21 protein-coding genes and 3 pseudogenes are annotated in these 22,758 nt (G+C 69.7%); 11 read left to right on the top strand and 13 right to left on the bottom strand.

Translation table 11 applies throughout. The features are described from left to right. Positions 1 to 123 precede the first annotated feature (123 nt). Both QC029_RS11715 and QC029_RS31090 read right to left on the bottom strand, forming a co-directional pair. Positions 124 to 489 carry a hypothetical protein gene (locus tag QC029_RS11715; RefSeq protein ID WP_279555523.1) on the bottom strand — a complete coding sequence of 122 codons (366 nt, stop codon included), beginning with the start codon at positions 487 to 489 and terminating at the stop codon, positions 124 to 126. Between the two features lie 428 nt (positions 490 to 917). Beyond that, positions 918 to 1,186 (bottom strand): annotated as a pseudogene (locus QC029_RS31090) (transposase family protein); the annotation flags it as partial. Positions 1,187 to 1,704: 518 nt separating this feature from the next. Between QC029_RS31090 and QC029_RS11705 the strand changes: the two are divergent. Further along, positions 1,705 to 2,253 carry an RICIN domain-containing protein gene (locus QC029_RS11705; protein ID WP_279555521.1) on the top strand — a complete coding sequence of 183 codons (549 nt, stop codon included), beginning with the start codon at positions 1,705 to 1,707 and terminating at the stop codon, positions 2,251 to 2,253. Between the two features lie 781 nt (positions 2,254 to 3,034). Here QC029_RS11705 and QC029_RS11700 read toward each other — a convergent pair. Continuing rightward, positions 3,035 to 3,514, bottom strand: a complete 480-nt coding sequence (locus QC029_RS11700) for a pyridoxamine 5'-phosphate oxidase family protein (RefSeq protein WP_279555520.1) — start codon at positions 3,512 to 3,514, stop codon at positions 3,035 to 3,037. A 272-nt stretch (positions 3,515 to 3,786) separates the two neighbouring features. Here QC029_RS11700 and QC029_RS11695 point away from each other — a divergent pair, with 272 nt between their 5' ends. After that, complete coding sequence (locus QC029_RS11695) at positions 3,787 to 4,125, top strand: hypothetical protein (RefSeq protein WP_279555519.1); 339 nt, start codon at positions 3,787 to 3,789, stop codon at positions 4,123 to 4,125. A 272-nt stretch (positions 4,126 to 4,397) separates the two neighbouring features. On the opposite strand, the gene QC029_RS11690 is transcribed toward QC029_RS11695, so the two are convergent. Then, positions 4,398 to 4,820, bottom strand: coding sequence for an Hsp20/alpha crystallin family protein (locus QC029_RS11690; protein ID WP_279555564.1), 423 nt, complete (start codon positions 4,818 to 4,820; stop codon positions 4,398 to 4,400). Positions 4,821 to 5,024: 204 nt separating this feature from the next. On the opposite strand from QC029_RS11690, the gene QC029_RS11685 reads away from it, so the two are divergent. Then, positions 5,025 to 5,240 carry a hypothetical protein gene (locus QC029_RS11685; protein WP_279555518.1) on the top strand — a complete coding sequence of 72 codons (216 nt, stop codon included), beginning with the start codon at positions 5,025 to 5,027 and terminating at the stop codon, positions 5,238 to 5,240. Between the two features lie 761 nt (positions 5,241 to 6,001). Here the strand turns inward: QC029_RS11685 and QC029_RS11680 are convergent. The 3 genes from QC029_RS11680 to QC029_RS11670 form a co-directional block, all read right to left on the bottom strand. Further along, the gene (locus tag QC029_RS11680; RefSeq protein WP_279555517.1) at positions 6,002 to 7,015 is read right to left on the bottom strand and encodes a hemolysin family protein; all 1,014 of its coding nucleotides are present in this window, start codon (positions 7,013 to 7,015) and stop codon (positions 6,002 to 6,004) included. Then, positions 7,012 to 8,358, bottom strand: a complete 1,347-nt coding sequence (locus QC029_RS11675; protein ID WP_279555516.1) for a hemolysin family protein — start codon at positions 8,356 to 8,358, stop codon at positions 7,012 to 7,014. Before QC029_RS11675 ends, QC029_RS11680 begins: the two co-directional genes overlap by 4 nt. 1,394 nt (positions 8,359 to 9,752) lie before the next feature. Then, entirely contained in the window at positions 9,753 to 9,899 is a 147-nt protein-coding gene (locus tag QC029_RS11670) for a hypothetical protein (protein WP_279555515.1), read from the bottom strand. Positions 9,900 to 11,342: 1,443 nt separating this feature from the next. Between QC029_RS11670 and QC029_RS11665 the strand changes: the two genes are divergently transcribed. The 4 genes from QC029_RS11665 (at position 11,343) to QC029_RS11650 (ending at position 13,555) form a co-directional block, all read left to right on the top strand. After that, on the top strand, positions 11,343 to 11,564 hold the full coding sequence (locus QC029_RS11665; protein WP_279555514.1) for a hypothetical protein: 222 nt from the start codon (positions 11,343 to 11,345) through the stop codon (positions 11,562 to 11,564). 83 nt (positions 11,565 to 11,647) lie between these two features. Then, the gene (locus QC029_RS11660; protein WP_279555513.1) at positions 11,648 to 12,667 is read left to right on the top strand and encodes a sporulation protein; all 1,020 of its coding nucleotides are present in this window, start codon (positions 11,648 to 11,650) and stop codon (positions 12,665 to 12,667) included. A gap of 90 nt (positions 12,668 to 12,757) precedes the next feature. Then, positions 12,758 to 13,213, top strand: coding sequence for a tellurite resistance TerB family protein (locus QC029_RS11655; RefSeq protein WP_279555512.1), 456 nt, complete (start codon positions 12,758 to 12,760; stop codon positions 13,211 to 13,213). Between the two features lie 81 nt (positions 13,214 to 13,294). Continuing rightward, the gene (locus QC029_RS11650; RefSeq protein WP_279555511.1) at positions 13,295 to 13,555 is read left to right on the top strand and encodes a GlsB/YeaQ/YmgE family stress response membrane protein; all 261 of its coding nucleotides are present in this window, start codon (positions 13,295 to 13,297) and stop codon (positions 13,553 to 13,555) included. Positions 13,556 to 13,623: 68 nt separating this feature from the next. On the opposite strand, the pseudogene QC029_RS11645 reads toward QC029_RS11650, so the two are convergent. Both QC029_RS11645 and QC029_RS11640 read right to left on the bottom strand, forming a co-directional pair. Then, positions 13,624 to 13,857, bottom strand: a pseudogene (locus QC029_RS11645) (M56 family peptidase); the annotation flags it as partial. Between the two features lie 52 nt (positions 13,858 to 13,909). Beyond that, a complete protein-coding gene (locus QC029_RS11640) occupies positions 13,910 to 14,314 on the bottom strand; it encodes a BlaI/MecI/CopY family transcriptional regulator (RefSeq protein ID WP_279555510.1) in 405 nt (134 codons plus the stop codon). 170 nt (positions 14,315 to 14,484) lie between these two features. Here QC029_RS11640 and QC029_RS11635 point away from each other — a divergent pair, with 170 nt between their 5' ends. From QC029_RS11635 to tatA, 3 genes are all read left to right on the top strand, one after another. Continuing rightward, complete coding sequence (locus tag QC029_RS11635; RefSeq protein WP_279555509.1) at positions 14,485 to 15,060, top strand: TerD family protein; 576 nt, start codon at positions 14,485 to 14,487, stop codon at positions 15,058 to 15,060. Between the two features lie 901 nt (positions 15,061 to 15,961). Next, a complete protein-coding gene (locus QC029_RS11630) occupies positions 15,962 to 16,540 on the top strand; it encodes a TerD family protein (RefSeq protein ID WP_279555508.1) in 579 nt (192 codons plus the stop codon). Between the two features lie 55 nt (positions 16,541 to 16,595). After that, on the top strand, positions 16,596 to 16,838 hold the full coding sequence (gene tatA / locus QC029_RS11625; protein WP_279555507.1) for a Sec-independent protein translocase subunit TatA: 243 nt from the start codon (positions 16,596 to 16,598) through the stop codon (positions 16,836 to 16,838). 1,102 nt (positions 16,839 to 17,940) lie between these two features. Here the strand turns inward: tatA and QC029_RS11620 are convergent. The 3 genes from QC029_RS11620 to QC029_RS11610 form a co-directional block, all read right to left on the bottom strand. Further along, a complete protein-coding gene (locus tag QC029_RS11620; protein WP_279555506.1) occupies positions 17,941 to 18,864 on the bottom strand; it encodes an APH(6)-I family aminoglycoside O-phosphotransferase in 924 nt (307 codons plus the stop codon). A 115-nt stretch (positions 18,865 to 18,979) separates the two neighbouring features. Next, positions 18,980 to 19,183: a hypothetical protein gene (locus QC029_RS11615; RefSeq protein ID WP_279555505.1), complete on the bottom strand. Its 204-nt coding sequence runs from the start codon at positions 19,181 to 19,183 to the stop codon at positions 18,980 to 18,982. Next, entirely contained in the window at positions 19,180 to 19,665 is a 486-nt protein-coding gene (locus QC029_RS11610) for a transposase (protein ID WP_279555504.1), read from the bottom strand. The genes QC029_RS11615 and QC029_RS11610 overlap by 4 nt, the downstream gene beginning before the upstream one ends. Before the next feature lie 272 nt (positions 19,666 to 19,937). Here QC029_RS11610 and QC029_RS31190 point away from each other — a divergent pair. Further along, positions 19,938 to 21,098, top strand: a pseudogene (locus QC029_RS31190) (DUF4158 domain-containing protein); the annotation flags it as partial. Between the two features lie 59 nt (positions 21,099 to 21,157). Here QC029_RS31190 and chrA read toward each other — a convergent pair. After that, on the bottom strand, positions 21,158 to 22,567 hold the full coding sequence (gene chrA, locus QC029_RS11595) for a chromate efflux transporter (protein ID WP_279555502.1): 1,410 nt from the start codon (positions 22,565 to 22,567) through the stop codon (positions 21,158 to 21,160). Between the last annotated feature and the right edge of the window lie 191 nt (positions 22,568 to 22,758).

Here is a 22,758-nt window from a genome sequence, read left to right as displayed (position 1 = left end):
TGCAGCGATCATCAGCGGCCGGAGGATCCTGGCTCCGCCTCCGAGATGGCGAACTGCTCATCGCTCAGCCTCGGCAACGAGACTGGGCCGCCGGCCCGTAGCGCCCGCGAACCAGGCCCGGCGTCATTGCTGCACCGGCCGGACGCTGACCCGCAGCTCACGGGCGATCGTCTCATTCGTCGCTCCGGCCGCAGTTCGCCAGTAGTGCGGTCCGAGCCAAGGGACGTCGGGAGAAGAGGAGGGGGCGGAGACCCAGCGGGCTTCCCGAACCGGCCGCCAGAACGTCCGATAGAGGAACAGCAGCCCCAGGAGCAGCAACGTCAGCGCGGCGGCGACAAGCATTCCCCACAACTCGGCGTCATCGTTTGAGGCGTCCCCATCCCACGCTATGGAAGCGCCGATGGGGCCGAGAAAGGCCGCCGGGATCACGAGCCAGAAGTACAGGTAGGTCCGGACCACTGGCGTCAGTGGCCGCACAGGATCAGGCATGACCAAACGGAATGGACACGGCCCTCATACGCACAGTCCCACGATCTGCCCGCCTGGACGGGCGGCATGCCGACGACCTCGGACTCGCGCCCCCGCCCCGCTATCGCTCCACCGAGAGCAGGAACAGCTTCTTTCCGGACAGTACCGCCTGCCTGCCCGGCAGCCCCGGGTGCTCAGTTACACCACTACAGGGAACATGACCCCGGAGTTCGAGGAGCGCGGCGCCGCACGGACTCACCTGGTCAGATCGGTCACCTCGGAGGCAGGCAGGCGGCGAGGTCGTCGACGAACTGCCGGTGGGTCTCAGTGAGACCGGTGGGTCCGCTCAACGGGACTCGGCTCAGCCGACGCGGGAGGCTGGGGCTGCGGCCGCCTTCGACGCGGCTCTGGTCGATGTACTCGTACAGCAGATTGAGGCTGCCGGTGTAGCCGACGGCCCCGGTGGTGGTGGAACGGTCCACACTGAACAGCAGTCCCGGCACTGAGTGCGGCAGGCCGTGCCGCAGATGGATGAGCGTGGCCACCAGCCGGTCGACGAACAACAGCTGGTGGCGGGCGCGGGCTCCCGCGGCCCGCTTCCTGACCCCGCCTCGCGCAGCGTGGCGGCGGCCCTCGAGGCCGGCCTGCCACGGCACGGCCAACTCCTCGACCGGGTCGGCGAGATGGCGCCGAGTGATCCCCGTGAACGCTGATGCATCAGGACCGTCCGATTGACCGTGATCGCCACACCCGGATCATGCCACCTGCCTGGCACGACGCCTCAGCCGCCATCGCGCACCAACCCGTAAGAGCCCTCCTGGCTCGGAGAAGGGTCTGTTCGGTGAAGACGATCCGATGTCCACCGCATGGGTAGAGGATGCTGTCGCCGGTTAGGGGGCCTGAGCAGGGGGTGGGTTTCTGCCCCGGGGCTTCGCAGGGCGTCTGACCATGTTCGGATACCAGATGCGGCAACCCTCTGAAAGAACCACAGAATAGACTCAGAAGAAACGTACCTGCTATTCGCGGGAAGCGGCTTTCTGCCTCTTATTTTTCACGCTGGCTCGCAACGGCGCTGAGTGGACTCCTGCCGCGCTGCTCCTCGCCACTTTCTTGCAACTGAAACCTCCGTTCAGGGGGTTTGAATTCCACATTATTTGATCTGCCGATTACAGGCTGGATCCTGGTTCGGCACCGTTACGCCATCGGGGCGAACGGGCCCACCGAGAGGAGACAGCCATGCTTTCAACACGCGGAGCGGCTCTGGGGTGTACGGCGCTACTGGCCCTGACGCTCAGCGGCGTCGCCATGAGCCCGGCGGCCGCCGCGCCCTCCGAGGACGCCGCCGCCCAAGCCGTCTCGCAGACCCTGGTCCTGCGTACGGTCAAGGACCCCAACCTGGTGGCCGACATGGCCTACAGTTCCCCGACGCCCGGCAATCCGGTCACCCTCTACCCCTACCACGGCGGGGGGAACCAGCAGTGGGAAGTGGTTCCCGTACAGGGCGACTGGTTCCAGCTGCGCAACAAGGCATCCGGCACCTGCCTGGTCAACGGCTACCACAGCGTCGAGAACGGTCACAAGCTGGCCGGTTACGGCTGCAACAGCGGATACGAGGACCAGCTCTGGACGATGGTGGGGGTGGAGAACACCAACCAGTTCACGCTGGTCAACAAGTACAGCGGCAAGTGCATGGACCAGACCCTCAACGGCACCACCCTCACCCAGCTCACCCAGTGGCAGTGCCACGGCCAGATCCAGCAGCGGTGGACCGCCACCGTGGTCTGACGCGGCCTTCTCCCCCATAGCGGTCCGCTGCCCGGCTCCTGAACGCCGGGCAGCGGACCGCACACGTGGTCCCGGCTCCGCCATGGTGACTCATGTCCACGGCCGCTCCCCCTGCCCGGAGCGCCGGGACGGCCTGACGCCCGCCCGTACAAGCGGCAGCGCCGCGTGCTCACCGGTGCGTCATCGTCCAACGCGGCCCGGGCTCCGACGACGCCCCGGTGAGCACGCCCTGCCTCAGCCCGCAGGATCATCGACCGGGCCGAACTCGTCATGCCCGCGGCGTCCTGGGCGCCCCTCCGGCGCATGGTCGCGCGGCGGAGATGCATGAGGGTGGTCAGGAGTCGGTCGACGAGGACCAGCTTGTGCTTCGCGCCGGCGCCCACGACCCACTGCCGCGGCCAGGAGGTGAGCCTGGCCTGGGGCCGTTCATGCCACAGCGGACCCGGCCCGGCTACGAGCTCGGCGACCACGTCGGCCGACAAACCGATGATCCCCCGGTCGCTGATGATCGCTGCACGCGTCGCGGTCCCCACCACACAACCATGATCGGCGATCGAGAACTCGCCGTCTTTCCGCCTACCGTGCACGAGTTCGTGAGAGCAGAACTCCTGGAACGGGTGCTGGGGGCTGCCCCTGCCGGGAACCACGCGGAGGGCCGGTCCACAGGTTTTTGTTCCTTCACCGACCGGCCCCCATACACCGGCATTTACACCACGTACATGCCGTGGCACGGGATGAAGTGGAGCGTGGCGGGGGCCGACACGTGGACGCCTCCCTGGCGCTACGGCCGGACGGTGCCGTGCTCCGCGTCGAAGGTCTTACCGGTCAGTTTCGTCTTGGCGAAGCTGATCAGCGAGGCCACCTTGCCGCCGGGGGTGTCCCAGTACTCGGCGCTCTCCACGTCGACCCTGATGAGCACCGCGTCCGGGTTGTCGGGGCCGCCGGGCAACCACGCCTCGGCGAAGGTGTTCCACAGCTCCCCGAGCTTGGCCCGGTCGTCGACGATCTCCGCGCGGCCGGTCATCGCCACCCAGGAATCCCGGGAGGAGAAGGTCAGCGACACCCGCGGGTCCACCCCGATATCACGGACGTGGCGGGTGTCCCGGGAGGTGATGAACCACAGCTCGGCGCTCGGCTCGACCTCCTGGCGGGCCATGGGGAAGCTGTGCGGCCCCTCCGATCCGTAGGTGGTCATCATCGCGATGGGCATGTCCCGCATCAGCTCGACCAGCTTCTCGCGCTTCTTCCGCTCGTCGGACATGAGCTCTCCTGTGTCGTGGGGGTCGTACGGTGGCCCGTCCCGCAGTACCCGGTTGCACGTCCCCGACACGGCCCGGCGCGCGCGCCGGCGGTCAGGTTCCCGCTGCCCTGGCCGGTTTCCCGATCAGCGCTAGGTGTATTGATCACGAGCGTTGTTAACGCTCGTGATCAATACACCTAGCGCTGTGACCAGGAAGGTTCACCGGGGTCGGGAGCGGACAAGCGGTTTGACGGGTTGGGCTGCCTGTGCACTGGACGTGGGAGGATCGCGCGGTGACTCTCACCCTGCATGACTTTGACGGCGAGCACTCGTTGACGCTCACTGCCGGTGACCTGGTCGCCGATGCTGCGGTAGTTGCCACCGGGCACGAGCCGAACGAGTACTTCTGGGAAGGTCTGGTGCAGTTCGCCTGGCCGGACACTGCTGCGCTTCTGGATTTCGACAGCGAGGGCGGCATATTCCGTGCGATCGGGAGTTCAAGTGACTTCGCGCAGCTCAAAGCTGCTCCATCAATTCCGGACCGAAGAAGCACTTCACGTCATCCCACAGCAGGTCGGCCACCCCGCCATGCTGCCCGGCTCGTCGACACAACGCACCCCTGTCCCCCCTGACCGAACACATAGGAGCACCCCTCGGCAGCCGCCCGCCCGCTCATCGCGGACGGCGCTGTGGTTCTCCCGCGGCAAGGCCCTTCAGGACCCCACGCCGGACAGGTCGTCGCGCTGCGCGTGGTCGGCGGCAGGTGGCGGCGCGGGAATGTACTGACGGTGTTCGGGCGCGCCCTGGACGCGCTGGTCCTCTTCGAGTCGCCGGACGGTGCAGACACGAGCGTCCTGCGGCGGGTGCCGCAGGACGCCGGGAGAGATCCGGCCCGACGCCGGGGTCACTGCTCGATCCGGTGGCGCTCGCCTCCTGTCGCCAGGGGGATCTTGCGGGGTTTGACCTGCTCGGCGGCCGGGACCCGCAAGGTCAGCACTCCGGCGTCATAGGCGGCGTCGATGTGCTCGGTGTCCAGCGCCTCGCCCAGGAACAACTGACGGGTGAAGGTGCCGACGGGGCGCTCGTTGACCAGGACTTCGGCCTGCTCGCCTACGCTCTGGCTGCGTTCGGCCCTCAGCGTCAGCACGTCGCGCTCGACGCTGAGGTCGATGCTGTCGGGGTTCACGCCGGGCAGGTCGAAGCGCACCCAGAAGGCGTCGCCCTCGCGCCAGGCGTCCATGGGCACCCCGGCGGGGGCTGCCTCGGCACCGAGCAGCCGCTGCGTCAGGCGGTCCAGCTCACGGAAGGGGTCGGTGCGCATCACGATCACCTCCACAGAAGGCCCGCGATCCTCAGACCGGACACTTCTCATACTACCTCGTTCACACTACTTGACGCTGAGGGACTCAATTTTGTTTCCTGCTGTATGCGCAAAGGTTCCGGCACCCGTCCCGCGGCGCAGGGATGGCCCGGCCGGAAAGCGCACGGGTCGAGCGGAAGGAGGAAGGATCCTGTCGGAGGGAGTACGGCTGTGATCAGCATCATGCTGTGGCTGCTCGCCATCCCCGCCGCCTTCGCGGTGGGGGTCGGGATATGGAATGTGCTTTTCCCCTCCACGCGCCACCGCGACCTGTGGCTGGAGCAGGGACGCCACCGCGCCCTGCGGACCGTCGTCACCGGTCACACCAGGTGCGGGCAGGAAGGCACCACACCACCCCACAAGACGGAGTGGCACATCGCCGCATGACCGAGGAACCCGGCGGGGCTCCGGCGAGAGCCGTCCCCGCCGGAACCGTGCACACTCCCCGGCCAACCACTCGCTCCGCGGCACGGCCGGAACAGCGACCGCCCCGGACCTCTTCCGTCAGCCGACACCGGATGAAGGGTGCGCAGCCTGCCCTGGGAGGAGGCTGGACGGCCGGAACGGCGAAAGTCGCTCCCCTCCCGAGCGAGGGTGGTGGGCCCAGATGATCGTGGCGGCTGGAACCGGCAAGGCTCCCCATGGCCGCCTGCGGCACGGGGGAACTCCAAGCAGGACGTGTGCTGGTCCTGGTGCCCTCGCTGGATCTGCTCGCCCAGGCCGAGGCCACGGGCGCGAGGACGACCCGACTCGCCTGATCGAGGAGTGGTCAGGCCTGTGGAGCAGGGCGACTCGGTTGCACGGGGAGGGGCAGGCGACGTGCGGCCGGTGTTTGAGGACGTGACCGATACACCTCCCTCGCCGGGCTCATTCCGACGGAGCCGGGGCACGTTCCGCAGCAGTGGCCCGGGGAGCGCGTCGAGGTCGCCGGGGGGGTCCTTCGAGGTGGCCGGGGTCGACCAGCACGCCATCACCGCGGTCCGGCTCAGGCAGGCCAGCGGCGGGCGGGGAACCAGAGGGGCGGAGCACGGCGACGGACGGGCGCCCGGCTGCGAGGGATGGCCGGCCCGCCCGGCACCTTCCAGGAGACGTGTCGGCGCCGGGGTCGCCTCACGGCCGGGGCTCCGTCCGCGAGGCGACCGGCACGGTCACGCCGCGTGGGTCAGACGGGCGATCAGGTCGTCCAGGCTCACGATTCCAGACAGGCTCCCCCGGTCGTCCCGGATGACGGCCAGCGTCGCGCGGCGCTGCCTGAGCAGTTCGATGCCGTCCGCGACCGTGTCGTGCGGTTCCAGCTCGGGAACCGGGCGAGCCAGGGCACGGGCGGTGGCCGCACGGCCGCGGCTGCGGGCCACCAGCACGTCGCGGGCGTGGACCGAGCCGACGACCCGGGTGCCGTCCAGCACCAGCAGCCGGGTGCGGTCGTGCCGGGAGGCGGTGGCCAGGATGGTGTCCGCGTCCGCGTCGGCAGGGACGGCGATGACGCGGTCGGCGGGGACCATCAGTGCGCCGACCGGCTCCTGCGGCGCGGTGAGCGAGCGGGTCAGCAGGCCGGATTCGCTCCTGGTGATCAGGCCCAGGCGCTGGGACTCGGTGATGAGGTGGGTGAGCTGCTCGCGGTTGTGGACCGAGGCCAGCTCCTCGCGCGGGGTGACCCGGAACAGCCTGACCAACCCGTTGCTGATCTTGTTGAGGATCCACAGCAGCGGCCGTACGAGCAGCGTGATGCCGCGGAACGCCGGGGCGAGCAGCATCGCGGACCGCTCCGGGTGCGCGATCGCCCAGGACTTGGGGGCCATCTCACCGACGACCATGTGGAGGAAGACGACGATCGCCATGGCGAAGAGGAAGGCGATGGCGTAGGACAGCTCACCGGGCAGGCCGGCGGCCTCCAGCAGGGGCTCGACCTGGTGGGAGATGGCCGGTTTGGAGATGCTGCCCAGGCCGAGGGTGGCCACGGTGATGCCCAGCTGGGCACCGGCGAGCATCAGGGACAGCTCCCGCATCCCGGCGAGCGCCGACTTCGCTCCTCTGCGGCCCTGCTCCGCGTGGCGCTCCATACGGTGGTGCTTGGCCGCGACGAGGGCGAACTCGGCGGCGACGAAGAATCCGCTGGCCACGAGCAGCAGGACCGTGACCAGCGCGGCAGTCCACAGGCTCATGCGTTCTTCTCCCGGCCGGCGCGGTCGGTGTCGGTGGTGGTGCAGGCCAGTCGTACGCGTTTGGGTACATGCCGGTCCAGGGAGAGCACCTCGATGGCCGCGTGCCCGTCCTGCGTGGACAGGGCGAGGGTGACGCGGTCGCCGACGGTGGGGAAGCGGCCGAGGCGGTCGATGACCAGGCCGGCGACCGTCTCGTAGTCCTCGTCCTCGGGCAGATGGATGCCGGTGGCCTCGGCGACCTCGTCCAGCCGACGGCCGGCGTCGACCCACCAGCCGTCGCCGTCAGGCACCGCTGTCTCGGCCAGGCGGTCGGTCTCGTCGGCGATCTCGCCGACCAGTTCCTCGGCGATGTCCTCGAAGGTGATGATTCCGGCGAGGCCGCCGTGCTCGTCCAGGACGACGGCGAACTCCTCGTCCCGCTCGCGCATCCGGTCGACCGCGTCCGGCAGCGGCTGGGTCTCGGGCAGCAGCAGGGCGGGACGGGCCAGTTCCCCGGCGGTCGCCGTCGCGATGGAGGCCGCGTCACGCCGCATGAGTTCACGCACGCCGACGACGCCCACGACATCGTCGGGGCGGTCGCCGAGCACGGGGTAGGTGGAGTGGCCGTGGGCCGCGATCAGCTCGATGACCTCGGTCGCCGGGGCGTTCGCCGCGACGAAGGTGGTCTCCACTCGGGGCACCATGACCGTGCCGGTGTTGCGGTCGCCGAACTCCAGGGCGTGGTCGACGAGGTCGGCCGTGTGCCGCGGCAGGTGGCCCTGTTCGTGCGCGGCCTCGATGAGGTGCCCGACCTCTTCCAGCGTTGCGCCGTGGTGGAGTTCCTCCACCGGCTCGATTCCGACCCGTCGCAGCAGCTTGTTCGCGGCGTTGTCGAAGACGCGGATCAGCGGACCGGTCACCTTCAGGTAGAGCAGGGTGGAGGAAGCCAGAGCCTTGGCCAGCCGGTCCGGAACGGCCAGGGCCAGGTTCTTGGGCGCCAGTTCGCCGATGACCATCTGCAGGGCGGTGGCCAGGATGAACGCGACCGTCAGCGCCACCCCTCCCACGGCGGCCTCCGGCACCCCGACGCCCGTCAGTACCGGACGCAGCAGCTCGGCGAGCGCCGGTTCCGCAAGGAAGCCGACGACCAGGCCGGTGACGGTGATGCCCAGTTGGGCTCCGGAGAGCATGAACGACAGCCGGCCCAGCACCTTCACCGCGCGGGCAGCACGTCTGTCACCCGCGGCGGCCTCCCGTTCCAGCGCGAGCCGGTCGGCGGCGACGTAGGCGAACTCCTGGGCAACGAAGTACCCGGTGCCGAAGGTGAGCACGAGGACGGCAAGCAGACCGAGCCAGGCGGTCACCGCTCACCACCCCCGGGGTGGGCGGTGGATCGGGTATGGCTGACCTGACCCTGCGAAGGGGCTGGCAAGAAGGACTCCTCAATTCGGTGAACTTGTGCGCAAGACGATACGGCCGTGCTCCGCGGCCGACGTGCAGGTGGTAATGGGCACGCCCCGCCGGCGAGCCCGGTCGCCCGTCGCGCCGCACGGCTCGCATCACAGACCGTCCAAAGGACCTACTCCCGCATCCTTCCTGTTCCTCTGGGCATCGTGGACTCCGTCGGCGGTGTCTCGCTCTTCCGGGAGAATCTCCGCGGACCCTCGTTGCCGTGAAAGCTCCTGAAGCCGAATGAGTAAAGCGAACCGCTCTTGAGGGAGAAAGCAGGCGTCGACGAGGCAGCCGACACCTCGGCTGAGGGTCCTCGTGTCCCGGGGCACTGGCATGAGGGCCGAGGACGGTGTTCAGCACCGACGGCGGGTGCGAAGAGACATGCCGGTGATCTGAGCGCTCGTTTCGTCGGTCTGCCACTCAGGATGCCGGGCGGTGCACCGCTTCCCCTCCCCGTCTGGGTACTGACCACGCGGCGGGTGCCGCGTCTCCGGCTCGTGGTGATCATGGCTGCGGCCGCTCGCACTCAGGGGTGAGAGCTCGTGGAGGGGTGAATTCCGGTCGGCACCCGGGTCCGGCCACGGGTCCGGAGCGCGGTCCTGCTGCCGTTCGTGCACCCCCACAGTCCCGACCGCAGGTCACGGAGGCACCGGGTGAGAGCCTCATGCCCTCCACTTCTCCCAGCCGTTCACCAGCCCGACGGCCAGGAGTACTGCCGCTACGACCAGCAGCCAGCTCAGTGTGTGCACCGTCCACCCGAGCACTCCGAGCGCAACCGCCACCAAGAGCAGCAGCCCCCATCCCATGCCCTACCTCCGCCCTGCTTCTCACGGCCAGGCCCTCTGCCGAAGCGGACAAGCGCGGGGAACACGACTCCCGCCCACCGGTGCCCGGAAGCACGCGGGACGAGAGCCGTCCGACTGTTCCGCGGAGATGTCGGCACCTCCTCTCCGGCAGGCAACCGGTCACGCCGACCACCCATACTCTACACATCTGTAGAAGGGAGGGTCGGTTTGGTGGCTCGTAACGATCCTCCGGCTTCACCACGGCGCCGCCGACCCACCACCTCATCCGGAGCCTGGCCGTCGGCGCGCGGGAGGCGACTCCGGCTCCGCCGGCGGGCGCGCCCCTGGGGGCCGGAACCGAGTCAGCGCGCCGCAAGGAAGCGGTCAGTGAATCGCCGCGAATTCGTAATGACTGCAGAAAAATGCCGAGGCAGGAAAATTCACGCGACCTGCACCTCGGCTTCAGATCCGGTATCCCAAGCGCGTAAGCAGCGTCCTGTCAAGCCCGCGTCTGCGGTCTGTCATTTACGCTGTTTCACCCATCCGGTGACCAGGCCCGCAACGAAGACCACAGCAGCGATGATCAGCATCCACTTCAGCGCCTTGACCACCAACCCCAGGACTGCCAGCACAACGGCGATCAGCAGCAACCACACAAGCCATTTCATCGGATCTCCCGGGTGAAGACATTCCTGACACGCCGGCACCGGCGGCGCGAGGCGCACGGAGCGCCCTGCTCTCTCCAGTGGCCCGGGAAGCCCTTCCTCAAACGGGCTTCCTCATGGTCGAGCGTGCCGTGCCGGCCGATCGGCTGCCGAGCTGTGCGGCGGAGCCGGCCGCACAACGCCGCGCTCCCCTGGCTCCGGCACCGCGCCCCCTTCACACTCGGGGCTTGTGCTTTGACGGCCGGCCTACGCCATCGCGTCGCGCCGGGCGGAACAGACTCTGGCCTGCACAGGCGCTTCTGACCTGTGCACCCGCCAGGGCGTGGAGCCGACGAGTTCGGCAGGGCATCCCCCACGGCGACGAAACCGAGGGCGACATCCCGCTCGCCGGTGACAGCGGCCAGGTGGGTGCTGTTCGCGCATCATGGCCAGGGCACTGCCAAAGGGGACACACCACGGCCCCAACGCGGGTCACCGCGTGCGAGGTGGCACGGGAGAAGAGCTTGTGGCGGTCGACGACGCCGAGGGCACCCTCCTTGAGGCGCAGACAGCCCGGCACAGCGTCCCGAGCCGATGGCCGGCATACGGAAGCAGCCGCAGCCCAAACGAGTGACGGTGCGTTCCGGCCGGTCGAGGCGGACGACGGCGTCGGCCTCTTCCGAGAAGCGCGGCCGTCATCGGCGGCGGGGGCGGGGATCAGGCCAGGGTCTCCAGAAGATCTCACTCACAGCCGACCTCGACGACGACCCTCGCGGCGGCGCCGCCGTACTCGCCGATGACCACGGCCATGGCGCACTCCCTGCGCCGGCGCTGCGGGAGCGTGTCGGCGAGACCACACCGCGCTCCCCTACCGGGCCCCGCCCGCTCCGACCTCCCGCGCGACGATGGCCAGGGAGAACTCGGCTGCATCGAAGAGCGCGCACGCCAGGGCACGCGGAGGCAGCAGGGCCTCGGCCGCCATGCCACCCCTCCCTCACTCGATCCGGGCAGGAGCGCGGCACGGCCGGCATGAGGAGGTTCACCCACGGCGGGGGCACTCCTTGCGTCTCCCCGGAGGCTCCGGTGAGCCCGGTGCACCTGTCGAAGGTCTCCCCGCGCCGCCGCGAAGACGGCGCAGGGCCCCTTGCCCGCAAGGGCGAGGGGCCCTCGAAGGACTGTTTTCGGACTTCCCCCGACCGGCTGCGCGAATGTGTACCGAGCGGGGTTCCGCACCCCCTATACTTCTACAGTCTTGTAGAGAAGACGAGGGAGTGGCCACGGATATTCCCGGCCACTGGCAGGCGTACACGTCTCGCCCGAGAGATACGGCGTGACGGGCGACACTCCGTCCGCGAAGAGCGGTCGAGCAGCCGGAGCGAGCAACCGGACGCGGACTCGGCCACTGCGCGCCGCGGAGCGGCCGGCCCTGCCACCCCATCCGCGCATCGTCAGCCTGGGAGGGCACACGTGGCTTCGATCGACCTGGACAAGGTGCTGGACAAGGCATGGGCGGACAAGGCCCTGCCGGAGATCATGAGCGCACCCGTCTCCGCCCTGAAGGGCGTCTCCGACCGCGACGGCGAGCTGCTGGACCAGGCGTTCGGCGTGAAGACCGTGGCCGACCTGGCCGGCCTGAAGTACGTCCGCTGGGCCCAGGCCCTGGCCGCGCTGGACACCGCGGCGAAGTAACTCCACAACCGCGCGGCACCGGGCGAGGGGATCCTCGTCCGCCGCGTACTCATGCACACGCACACGCGAAGGAGAACGCCACCATGGTGTTCAAACGGCTGCTCGGCTCGCTCGGCATGGGCGGGCCCACGGTCGACACGGTCCTCGATCCCGGCCCCTTCCTGCCCGGCGGCAGCCTTACCGGTCAGGTCCACCTCCAAGGAGGCAGCGCCGACTTCGACATCGACCACATCACCCTGGAACTGGTCGCCCGCGTCGAAGCCGAGCACGAAGGAGGCGAGTCGGAGGGAGCTGTCGCCTTCGAGCGCTTCACCGTCGCCGGCGGCTTCCGCCTGACCGAAGGCGAACAGCGCGCGGTTCCGTTCACCGTGGCGCTGCCGTGGGAGACGCCCGTCACCGAGCTGCACGGCCAGCCCCTGGGCATCGTCCTGGGGGTACGCACCGAACTGGCGGTGGCCGGCGCGAGGGACAAGGGCGACCTGGACCCCCTGACGATCGGCCCGCTGCCGGTGCAGGAGGCGATCTTGGAGGCACTCGGGCAGCTCGGCTTCGGCTTCAAGTCGGCCGACCTGGAGTACGGGCACATCGGCGGCACCGGCCAGACCCTCCCCTTCTACCAGGAGATCGAGCTCACCCCCGCCCCGCAGTACGCGCACGCCATGCGGGAACTGGAGGTGACCTTCCTGGCCGGCCCCGGCGGGATGGAGGTGGTGCTGGAGGCCGACAAGCCCGGCGGCTTCTTCTCCGGCGGCCACGACGCCCTCAACCGCCATGCCGTCAGCCACGAGGGCGCGGCGCACCGCGACTGGAGCGCCGTCGTCGATGCCTGGATCCGCCAACTGGCCGCCCACCGCGGCCACCTCGCCGCCCCGGCCCCCTACGGGCAGCCCGGCCCCTACGGCGAGGGGTACGCCCGCAAGGACGACTACGGCCACCACCACAGCGAGCACCACGACGGCCACCGCTCCGGCCCCGGCATGGGAACGGCCGTCGCCGCGGGCGCGGCCGGGCTGGCCGTCGGCGTGGCCGGCGGACTCGTGGCCGCCGAGGTCGTCGACGAGATCGGCGACGCCTTCGAGGACGAGGGCGACGAGGACGCGTAGGACACCCTTTGCTTCTACATATGTGTAGAAGATACTCTGGGTCCGGGTCGCATCCGCGCGGCCCGGACCCGAACGACGTATGGAGTTGCCGTGGCCCTGTGGGATCGCATCAAGGAATCCGCCCAGACGATGCAGGCCCAGCTGGAGGCGAAGAGGAACGACCTCAAAAGCGGCGCCTTCCGAGACGCCTCCATGGCGATGTGCGCGCTCGTCGCGGCGGCGGACGGCACGATCGACCCGGCCGAGCGCCGGCGCGTCACCCATCTGATCACCAACAACGAGGTCCTGCGGAACTTTCCCGCGGAGGACCTCCAGCGCCGCTTCGACGCCCACCTGAACACGCTGACCGCCGACTTCGAACTGGGCAGGGTGAGCGTGATGCAGGAGGTCGCCAAGGCCAGGAAGAAGCCCGCCGAGGCCCGCGCGGTGATCCAGATCGGCATCGTCATCGGCGGCGCCGACGGCGACTTCGACGCCACCGAGCGGACCGTGGTCCGCGAAGCCTGTTACGCCCTCGATCTGCCGCCCCACGAGTTCGACCTGTAAGCAGCCTGCCGCCGCCCCGCGCACATCGGGCACGCCGGGAGCAGGCACACGCACAGCGAACCGCACCACGGAAGGAACGGCATGGAGATCTCCGGCCTCATCAGCGCAATCGCGATCGGCATCGTCATCGGCGTCCTGGGGCGACTGGCCCTGCCGGGCCGTCAGCACACGGGTGTCCTGCTGACCATCGGAGTCGGCATCCTCGCCGCCCTGGTCGGCACCGCCATCGCCGCGGGGCTCGGGGTGGCGGAGACCAGCGGCGTCGACTGGATCGAACTCGCCATCCAGATCGCCCTGGCCGCCGGCGGCGTCGCAGCCGTCGAGCGTCTCAAGGGCCGCTGAACCCGCCTGCCCCCGGGGCGACTGCCCGAAGCGAGCAGTGACCACCCCGGGCGCCCGCGACGCTTCCACAGCGGGGTGGCCGCCTTCGGGACGAGGAACAGGGTGACGGCCGAGTTCGCCGAGGACAGCGCCGAGACGGTGGTCCCCGCCGCGGCCGTCCAGGCCGCCAGCCCTGCCGTGCAGGACACCGCGGTCCGCAACGGCCGCAGGAAGGGATTCGCCCGCGCCGCCAACTGCACCGTCAGCAGGAACCGGTGGTGCCGGCCGGCCAGATGCGCCCGCTCGTGCGCGAACAGCGCCCGCTCCGCCCGGCGGCGCGTCCACAACGTCCGCGCACAGGCCGCGAGGACCGCGTCAGTCCTCCGGCTCCTCGGCCCGCTCCAGCAACTCCCGCAGCAGCCGCTCGTCCCCCGGCGGCAACGAGGTCACGAAACTCGCCAGCACCGCCTGACGGTCACTCTCCCCGTCCAGGACCCGCCGCATGCGCAGCGCCGCCAGCCCCGCCTCGTCCGCCGTCGGCGACCACACGAAGGAACGCCCCACCCTCTCCCGCACCACCGCACCCTTGGCCAGCAACCGAGTCAAAATGGTGATCACCGTGGTGTACGCCAGATCGCCACCGAGACGCTCACGCACCCAGGCGGTGTCCACCGGCCCCGGCGCCTCACACAACGCCGAGAGCACCTGCACCTCCAGCTCCCCCTGACCGCGGCGGCGCGCACGGGGCCGCCGCGGCTGCCCGGTCTCCTCCTGCTCCACCCTGCCGTCTCCCTCCAGCCCCGGCCCCGTCGCATCGCCCGGGCCGGCCGTACATCGTAAGCGGACGGCAACCCGATCGACACTCACGCTTCTTCTACACTATTGTAGATTTACAATGGCAGCCGTCGGCGGACAGCCCGGCGAACCGATGCGGCAAACAGGAGGAAAGCGTGGGAGTGTCCCTGTCCAAGGGCGGCAACGTCTCACTCAGCAAGGAGGCACCGGGCCTGAAGGCGGTCCTCGTCGGCCTGGGCTGGGACGTGCGCACCACCACTGGCGCCGACTATGACCTGGACGCCAGCGCCCTGCTCTGCGACTCCTCGGGGAAGGTCGCCTCCGACCGGCACTTCGTCTTCTACAACAACCTCACCAGCCCCGACGGCTCGGTGGAGCACACCGGCGACAACCTCACCGGCGAGGGCGAGGGCGACGACGAGATCGTCAAGGTGAACCTCGCCGCCGTTCCCGCCGACATCCACAGGATCGTCTTCCCCGTCTCCATCCACGACGCCGAGACCCGTGGGCAGAGCTTCGGCCAGGTCCGCAACGCCTACATCCGCGTGGTCAACCAGGCAGGCGGCACCGAGCTGGCCCGCTACGACCTGAGCGAGGACGCCTCCACCGAGACCGCCATGGTCTTCGGCGAGCTGTACCGCCACGGCGCGGAGTGGAAGTTCCGCGCCATCGGCCAGGGCTACGCCTCCGGCCTGCGCGGCATCGCGCAGGACTTCGGGGTGAGCGTCTGAGGTCGCGTCGGATTCCGGAAACAGGCCCTGTCCGGGCAACAAGCCGCCGAACACACCCCGCGAGAGGCGCCGTGAGCTCCGGCCCGGAAGCCGTACCACAGCGCCGGACCACTCCGCCGAGGAACCGTCCATGATCCCGCCGGCGCACCTACGGACAGAGAGCGAACCCGCGTTCGAGCAACTCGTGCACCAGGTCCTGCGCAGCGCGGGCATCCGTCGCGCGGTACACCAGGCCACAGGAGGTCTCACCACACGCCACCTGCGTGACCAGGCCATGGAGGAGAGGCACACCAGCGCGGCGGCAGCCGCCGTCGAGTACCAGGCGCACCTCGAAGGGTGCGGAACCGTCGGGGCGGAATCCCGGAAGGCGCCCACCGGGAGCACAACGCCGACCGGCGGACACGATTTCCTGACGGCAGTGGTCGTCCTCACACCGGCCCTCTCCTCGATCGCGGCCGCGCTCCTCCTCGCTCTCGGCTACGGCGCAAGCCTCGGCAGCCCCCGCGAAGCCCTCGCGGACGCGCTGATGGGGGCAGGACGCACCGCCGTGGTCGTCGCCCTGGTCTCGATAGTGGTCGGCGTCGCCTGCCTTCTGTCCACCGCCGCCCACCACCGCTCCTCATCGTCGGAAACCGCCCGGGCCCAGAAGCCGAACCATGGCGGCTTCGCGGATCCCGGCGGCAGGGCCCTCCTGACACGCGGTATCCACCCCCTCCTCCACGACCGGCTCCGGCAGCCGCACCCCGCCCCCGTTCCGGAACCGGCGGAGCTTTCACCGACGGCGCGCCCCGACCCGGGCCCCACCGGTCCCGGCCACACCGGCCCGGGGGTCGGCGGCCCGCGCCACCCCGCACCGAGTGCACAACCCATCCGTGCCACACCCACCGAGAAGAGGCGACACGTGACGGTCAACTTGTCCAAGGGACAGGCGATCAACCTGCAGAAGTCCGACGGGGGCGCCCTGACCGCGGTGCGGATGGGACTCGGCTGGCAGGCGGCTCCCCGCCGCGGTCTGTTCGGCCGGCGCACCCAGGAGATCGACCTGGACGCCTCGGCCGTGCTCTTCGCCGGACAGCAGCCCGTGGACGTCGTCTTCTTCCGCCACCTGGTGAGCGACGACGGCTCCGTGCGGCACACCGGCGACAACCTCGTCGGCGGCGCCGGGCAGGGCGGTGACGACGAGGCGATCCTGGTGGACCTCCAGCGGGTCCCGGTCCACATCGACCAGATCGTCTTCACGGTGAACTCCTTCACCGGCCAGACCTTCGCCGAGGTGCAGAACGCCTTCTGCCGGCTGGTGGACGAGACCAACGGCCAGGAACTGGCGCGCTACACCCTCACCGGCGGCGGCCAGTACACCGCGCAGATCATGGCCAAGGTCCACCGCCAGGGCAGCGGCTGGCAGATGACCGCCCTGGGCACCGCGGCCAACGGCCGCACCTTCCAGGACCTGATGCCGTCGATCACCCCCCACCTGTAACAGGCGGGACCGTGAACGGCTCCTGCCTCGCACAAATCCCCCGGAAAGGGTCACGATGCTCGGAATCGGCGAGACAGCCATCCTCATCATCGTCGTTATCGTCATATTCGGTGCTAAGAAACTTCCCGAGCTAGCTCGTTCCGCGGGCAAGTCGGCCCGCATCCTCAAAAGTGAAGTCAAAGCGATGAAGTCCGATCACCCTCCAAGCGCGTCAGGCCCCCGCATCATCAATTCCGCAGACGGCGCTACTTCCTCCGACGGAATCGGCAACGGCCCCACAGGCAGGATTTCGCACTGAACGGCTCTGTTGGAAGCCTGTGGTTCCGCAGACAAGGATGCCGGTGGACCGCTTCGAGCCGCAGCCGGGACAGTCACTTCATAACGCACGGAAAACTCTCGAAGAGAGTCGGCCGCGGTACACGCGGAAACCCTTCCGGATCACCGGATGGGCCATGTCCGCCATCTGGTTCCCGGTCCGTCAGCCGGGTTCTCCGGTTGCCCTCCGGGCAGACTCGCAGTCCTCGGTCACGAGCCTGAGAGGGTCTCGGCACGGCAAGAGGAGCAGGATCGCAGGTACAGCGCCGGATGATCGGTACGGCGCCGGCTGCGACCGCACTGGCGGGCCTGGCCGCAGCATGGTCATTGGCCTACGTACGGATGCCGGGGCTTCCGGTGACCGTCCTGTCACGGACGGGCGAGGTCGACACAGCGAGCCGCGGAGCGAAGGCGGGGACCGAACGCCGCCTGGAGAAGATCATCGACGTCCTACCGGGCGCACCGCGGCAGCTTGGCGCCGCGATCGAGGACCACTGTCTTCGCCATGCCCCTTCGAAGGGAAACCCCTGGCGCGCTGAGGTGCCGGTAGCGACTGGAGCGGCACGTCGTCTTCGACGCAACCTGCGCAAAACCGGTGAGGCATGGCAAGCAGCACTCGGTGATGAGCAATGGACCGACTCAAAGACGCCAGCCCTTCCCAGTCCCGGTTCCACCTCCGAAAGGCACGAATACCGCGACCCTCGCACTGACGGCCATCTCGCCGTCACGCTGATCCCAGACAGTGACGAGCTTCGTCTCTTGGACAGCACGCCTCATCCCGAGCCCTTCGAGGAGCACGAACCGGAACAGCCGATTCTTACCGAGCGGAAAGCGGCGGAACACGCGGCGACAGAAGGCCCACGAGCCGCCAGGATTTCGCCGATACATGCCCACTGCGGCCAGCAAGACCACATGGCCCTTGAGCCATTTCGGTGAGGACCCGCCCCGCGCCGAGAATGCCCTCTTGGGACCCTTAACACGATCTTGCTGAGCTTTTCCGGTCGCGTCTGGCAGGTGTGAGGATCCGGCCGTTCGGCAGGGATGAATACCCGGCAGCGGATCATCATCTTCCAACGGGGGCAGGGTCACCGGTTGAGCAGCGACTTCGCGATCACGACGGAGGACGGGGCCAGAGAGGTCTCGCCGTCGTCGATGTCCCATAGCGCGTTCTGCAGCAACCGCCCGAGCGTCCAACCGGTCGCGCGTGCGCGGTCCAGGCCGAGGACCTCGGTGAGCAGGTCGAAGCGGCGCCGCACTACGCGCAGGGCGTCGTTCTTCGCGACGACGTCGTCCCACCTGCTGTCCAGGGCGGGCCAGAGGTCGAAGCCGGGGTCCCCGGCCAGCGGCTCGGGATCGATGGCGAGCCATGGCTCACGCTGCGCGGCGAGAACGTTGTCGTAGTGCAGATCCCAGTGCAGCATCCGGTCTCCGGGCTCGCCGACCAGCTCGGCCACCGCCGACGCCCAGCCGCGCAGGAGTTGCCGGTCTGCCGGATCGGCCAGAGCCGCGACCGCCTTGGGAACCTTCTCCAGCATCTCAGTGGCGATGTCGCTGAGGCTGCGCAGTCCCTGCGGTGCGGGGACGCGGACCAGCCGGGCCTGAAGCTCGGCAAGGATGCCCATCGCAACGTCGTCGTCCTCGATCGAGGACAGCGTGCGGGCAGCGTCCAGCCGCTCCAGCAGCATGGTGCTGCTTTCGGGATCGTGGTCGAGCAGCCGCACCATCCCGTCGCCGTTCCAGGTACGCAGTCCGATGAGTGCGGCGGTGGTCTCCTCTCTGGGCATCTGCAGTTTGAGGACCGCGCGCGTGCCGTGCTTACGCAGCACCGGCAGCACCAGCGAGGCTTCCCCGGCTCCGACCGCGCCGTCCCGTCTCAGCTCCCAGCGGTCCAGGAATTCAGCGGCGAGGGCGGGCAGTCCGGCGATCCAGGTTCTTCCTGCCTCGCCGAAGCGGCCGGCGTACGACACCGACAGGGACTGTGGCACCTCGACCGCTTCCAGCGTGCTCAAATCGTGTGCCCTTCAACTGTCCTTCAACGGGAGTCGCGTTTCCCGCCGCAACCTACCGGAGCACAGCGGACGGCCATACCGCCGTCGGCCCTCGCCAGCCATCTCCCGCTGTCGCTCACGCATGATCACGGTTGGCTTTCTTGAGGCGTCTCCGGCAGAGGAGGCCACCGGCGAGGGAGACGAGGGCCTCATGCAGGTCGAGACGTCTTCCCCAGCGGACGGCAAGGCGTTTGAAGTGGTGCAGTGAGGAGGGCTGCTCGACGACGTAGCGGAGTTTGCCCAGGCCCTTGATGCTCAAGGCACCCTTGCGGGAAATCACCGGCAGGATGCGACGCTTGCGCAGCTCACGGCGGTTGGGGTTGCTGTCGTACCCCTTGTCGCCGAGCAGGGCGGCGGCCGACGGCGAGGTCGGCCCCGCTTGCCGGCGACGGGCGGGATGCCGTCGACCGGGGCCAGGGTCTGGGTGACGTCGTTGACGTTGGCCGCGGTGGTGATGGTCTCGAACGGGGTGCCCTTACCGTCGCAGACCAGATGGTGCTCACTGCCCGTCTTTCCGCGGTCGACCGGCGACGGGCCGGTGGCCTCGCTCCCCTTTTTCGCGCGGATGTGGGACGCATCCACGCAAGTCCTGGACCAGTCCGGCTCGTCGGCCGCGTGCAGCTCGGCGAGCAGGCGGCGGTGCAACTGGCCGAAGCGCCGACCGTGGAACGAGGTGGGGGCCGCCCACCGGTCATGGGAAGCGGCCGGCCGGCCGAGCGTTGACCGGTACGGGCTGACCATCACCCCGGACGACACCACCACGGCATCGCCGAACCTCCCCTGACACCGGCGAAGGACATCTCCGCAGCCCGGCATCCGGCCGACGCGATGGAGCTGGTCCTGTTGAGGTGGTTGTGGCACCGGCAGTGGCCAGGGTCATCGACCCCATCCGCTTCTACATCGGCCTCGGGGAACACCGGTACAGCGGTCGGCGCCGAGAACGATCACGGTCGACCAGCACACCGGTCGGGGGCTCCGCTGGGGTTCGGTGAAATGCCCCCGGACCCGCTCCGGGGCTGGCCGCGGTCCGTCTCGTGCCGGTGGAGTTTCTGACCGATGAGCAGGCCGAGGTGTACGGGACGCTCGGCGAGGAACCGACGAGGCCCGAGCTGGAGCGATTCTTCTTCCCGGACGGTGTCGACCGCGACCTGATCGCGCTGCGCCGCTCCTCGCACCACCGGCTCGGCCTCGCGCTCCAGATGTGCGCGGTCCGGTACGTCGGCCTGTTCCTGGAGGACCCGCTCGCGGTGCCGTGGCCGGTAGTCGAGCACCTGGCGCGCAGCTCGGCATCGAAGATGCGTCGGCGGTCAAGCGGTACATCGGACGGCCGAAGACGGCGTACGAGCACCACGAGTACGAGGACGCGGAGTGGTCGCGACGGTTCCGCACGCCCCTGCACGGCCGGGCTTGGACGCACGCCGAGGGGCCGGCGGCGCTGTTCACCCAGGCGGTGGGCTGGCTGTGCCGTCACCGGATGCTGCTGCCCGGGGTGTCGGCGCCGGCCCGGCCGGTGTCGCAGGCGCGGAAGGTCGCGGAGAAGCGGCTGCACGCCACGGTCGCGGGGCCGCGCGGCGAGCGGACCCCGCGCTGCCGGGGACCTGATGGCGAGGCTGAAGACGGCTGAAGGCACCGGAGGACTCGCGGTTCTCGGAGCTGGAGCGGCTGCACCGGCCGCCGGCGCGGACGACGGGTACGGCGTTCGCCCGCGCGCTGGAGCGGGTGGACGAGATCGGTTCGTTCCGGCTGGGGCGGCTGGAGATGTCGCAGGTCCCGCCGAACCGGATGGCGGCTTCCTGGGCACGGCGAAGCGGAAGACGGAGAAGGAGCGGCTGCCGACGCTGCCGCAGTCGGAGAAGGCGTCGCGCACACTCGCACGGGCGGCGGAGGTGCTGGTCGAGGAGCTGGAGCTGGTCGAGGAGCAGGGCGCGGACCCGGACGTGGCCGCGCTGTGGGCTGCGCTCGAGGAAGTCGCCCCGCGCGCGGCCGTGATGACGGCCGCGGCCACGGTGGTCTTGCTGGTGCCCGAGGACGAGGGCTCGACCGAGGTCGCGATACAAGCCGCGCTCGCGAACCGGTACGCGACGGTGCGTCCGGTCCTGTCGCTGCTGGGCGAGTCGAAGGCGCTGGACGCGGCGAGCGCCGGCAAGCGGGTCCTGGCCGGGGTCCGCGGCCTGCCGGCACCGGCGCGGCGGAAGGGACGGCAGCGGACCCCCTGCCTCGCGAGAGCCGAGACCGCGCTTCCCCGGTCGGCGGCTCAGATACCGGGGAGCCCGGCCAGGACGGCGCTCAATCCGAGGACGGCGCAGATACCGAGGGTGCGCAGGACGCTCCACCGGATTTTGAAAATCAGCAGCGCCGCGATCACGGTGATCGCGAGGGCGGCGGGGCGCAGCGTGGCCAGGTCCGGCAGGGCGAGGGTCACCGGCCCGAAAGCCTTCTCGTCCACGTCTGTGAAGAGGGCGTGTTCGGCGAAGTAAAGGGCGAGGTTGGCGATGACGCCGACGACCGCCGCGGTGATGCCGGTCAGAGCGGCGGAGATGCGGCGGTTGCCGCGCAGGCGCTCGATGTAGGGGGCGCCGAGGAAGATGAACAGGAAGCAGGGCACGAAGGTGACCCAGGTGGTGAGCAGGGCGCCGAGCAGGGCCGCGGCCCAGGGGTCGAGGGTGCCGGGGTCGCGGTAGGCGCCGAGGAACGCGACGAACTGCACCACCATGATCAGCGGCCCCGGGGTGGTCTCGGCCAGGGCCAGGCCACTGACCATCTCCTTCGGAGTGAGCCAGCCGTAGGTCTGCACGGCCTGCTGGGCGACGTAGGCCAGGACTGCATAGGCGCCGCCGAAGGTGACCAGCGCAGTGCCGGAGAAGAACGCACCCTGCGTGGTGAACACGCTCCCGACGCCTGTCAGGAGGGCGACTACGGCCACGGGGACAGCCCACAGGAGCAGGCCGATCGCGAGGAAGCGCCAGGTGCGGCGGCGGCTGGGCTGCTCGTGGTGGAGCGCGTCGTCAGGGATCAGCGGAGCGGGTCCGCTGTCGGCCTCGTGTCCGCCTGCGGGTTTGAGGGCGTCGGGCTTGTACCGGCCAATGAGCCAGCCGGCGAGGGCAGCGGCAGCGATGATCGCGGGGAACGGCACCGAGAACAGGGCCAGGGCCGCGAATGATGCCGCCGCCAGAGCGATGAGTAGCGGGTGGGTCAGGGAGCGCTGGGCGACCCGGGTAACGGCCTGGGCGACGATGGCGACCACCGCGGGGGCCAGGCCGGCGAACACGCCGGTGACGGCGGCGGTCGAGCCGAAGGCGACGTAGAGGGCGGACAGGGCGAGCAGGGCGAGGACGCCGGGCAGGACGAACAGGGTGCCGGCGATCAGCCCGCCGCGGGTGCCGTTGAGGAGCCAGCCGGTGTAGATCGCGAGCTGCTGGGCTTCCGGGCCGGGCAGGAGCATGCAGTAGCTCAGGGCATGGTTGAACCGCTGCTGGCCAATCCAGCGTTTGTCCTCGACCAGGGCCCGCTGCATCACGGCTATCTGACCGGCGGGGCCGCCGAAGGTCTGCCAGGAGATGGCGAACCAGGCGCGGGTCGCCTGCCGCAGCGAGATCACGTCCCCACCGACGCCGCCGCGGTCGGCTCGGGCCCGGGGGCTGGGTGGCTGGTCGGTGGCGGTCACCGGCACTCCCTTTCCGTCCTGATCAAGCCGCACGAGACGGCCGGGGTCCGGACGGCCTGGGCGTACGCGACCGCGTCACCCACCCCGCCCACTACCATGTAACCATGGTTACATTGGACTTCGGGTCGAAGGAAGGTGAATCTCGAGGGATGGGCATGAACAGCTCATTGCAGCCGCCGGACGCGCCCAAA

Source organism: Streptomyces sp. DH37 (genome assembly GCF_029813835.1).
Taxonomy (GTDB): domain Bacteria; phylum Actinomycetota; class Actinomycetes; order Streptomycetales; family Streptomycetaceae; genus Streptomyces.
Note: the sequence above shows the minus strand (reverse complement) of the source record. Positions and strands in the feature narration are given on the sequence as shown.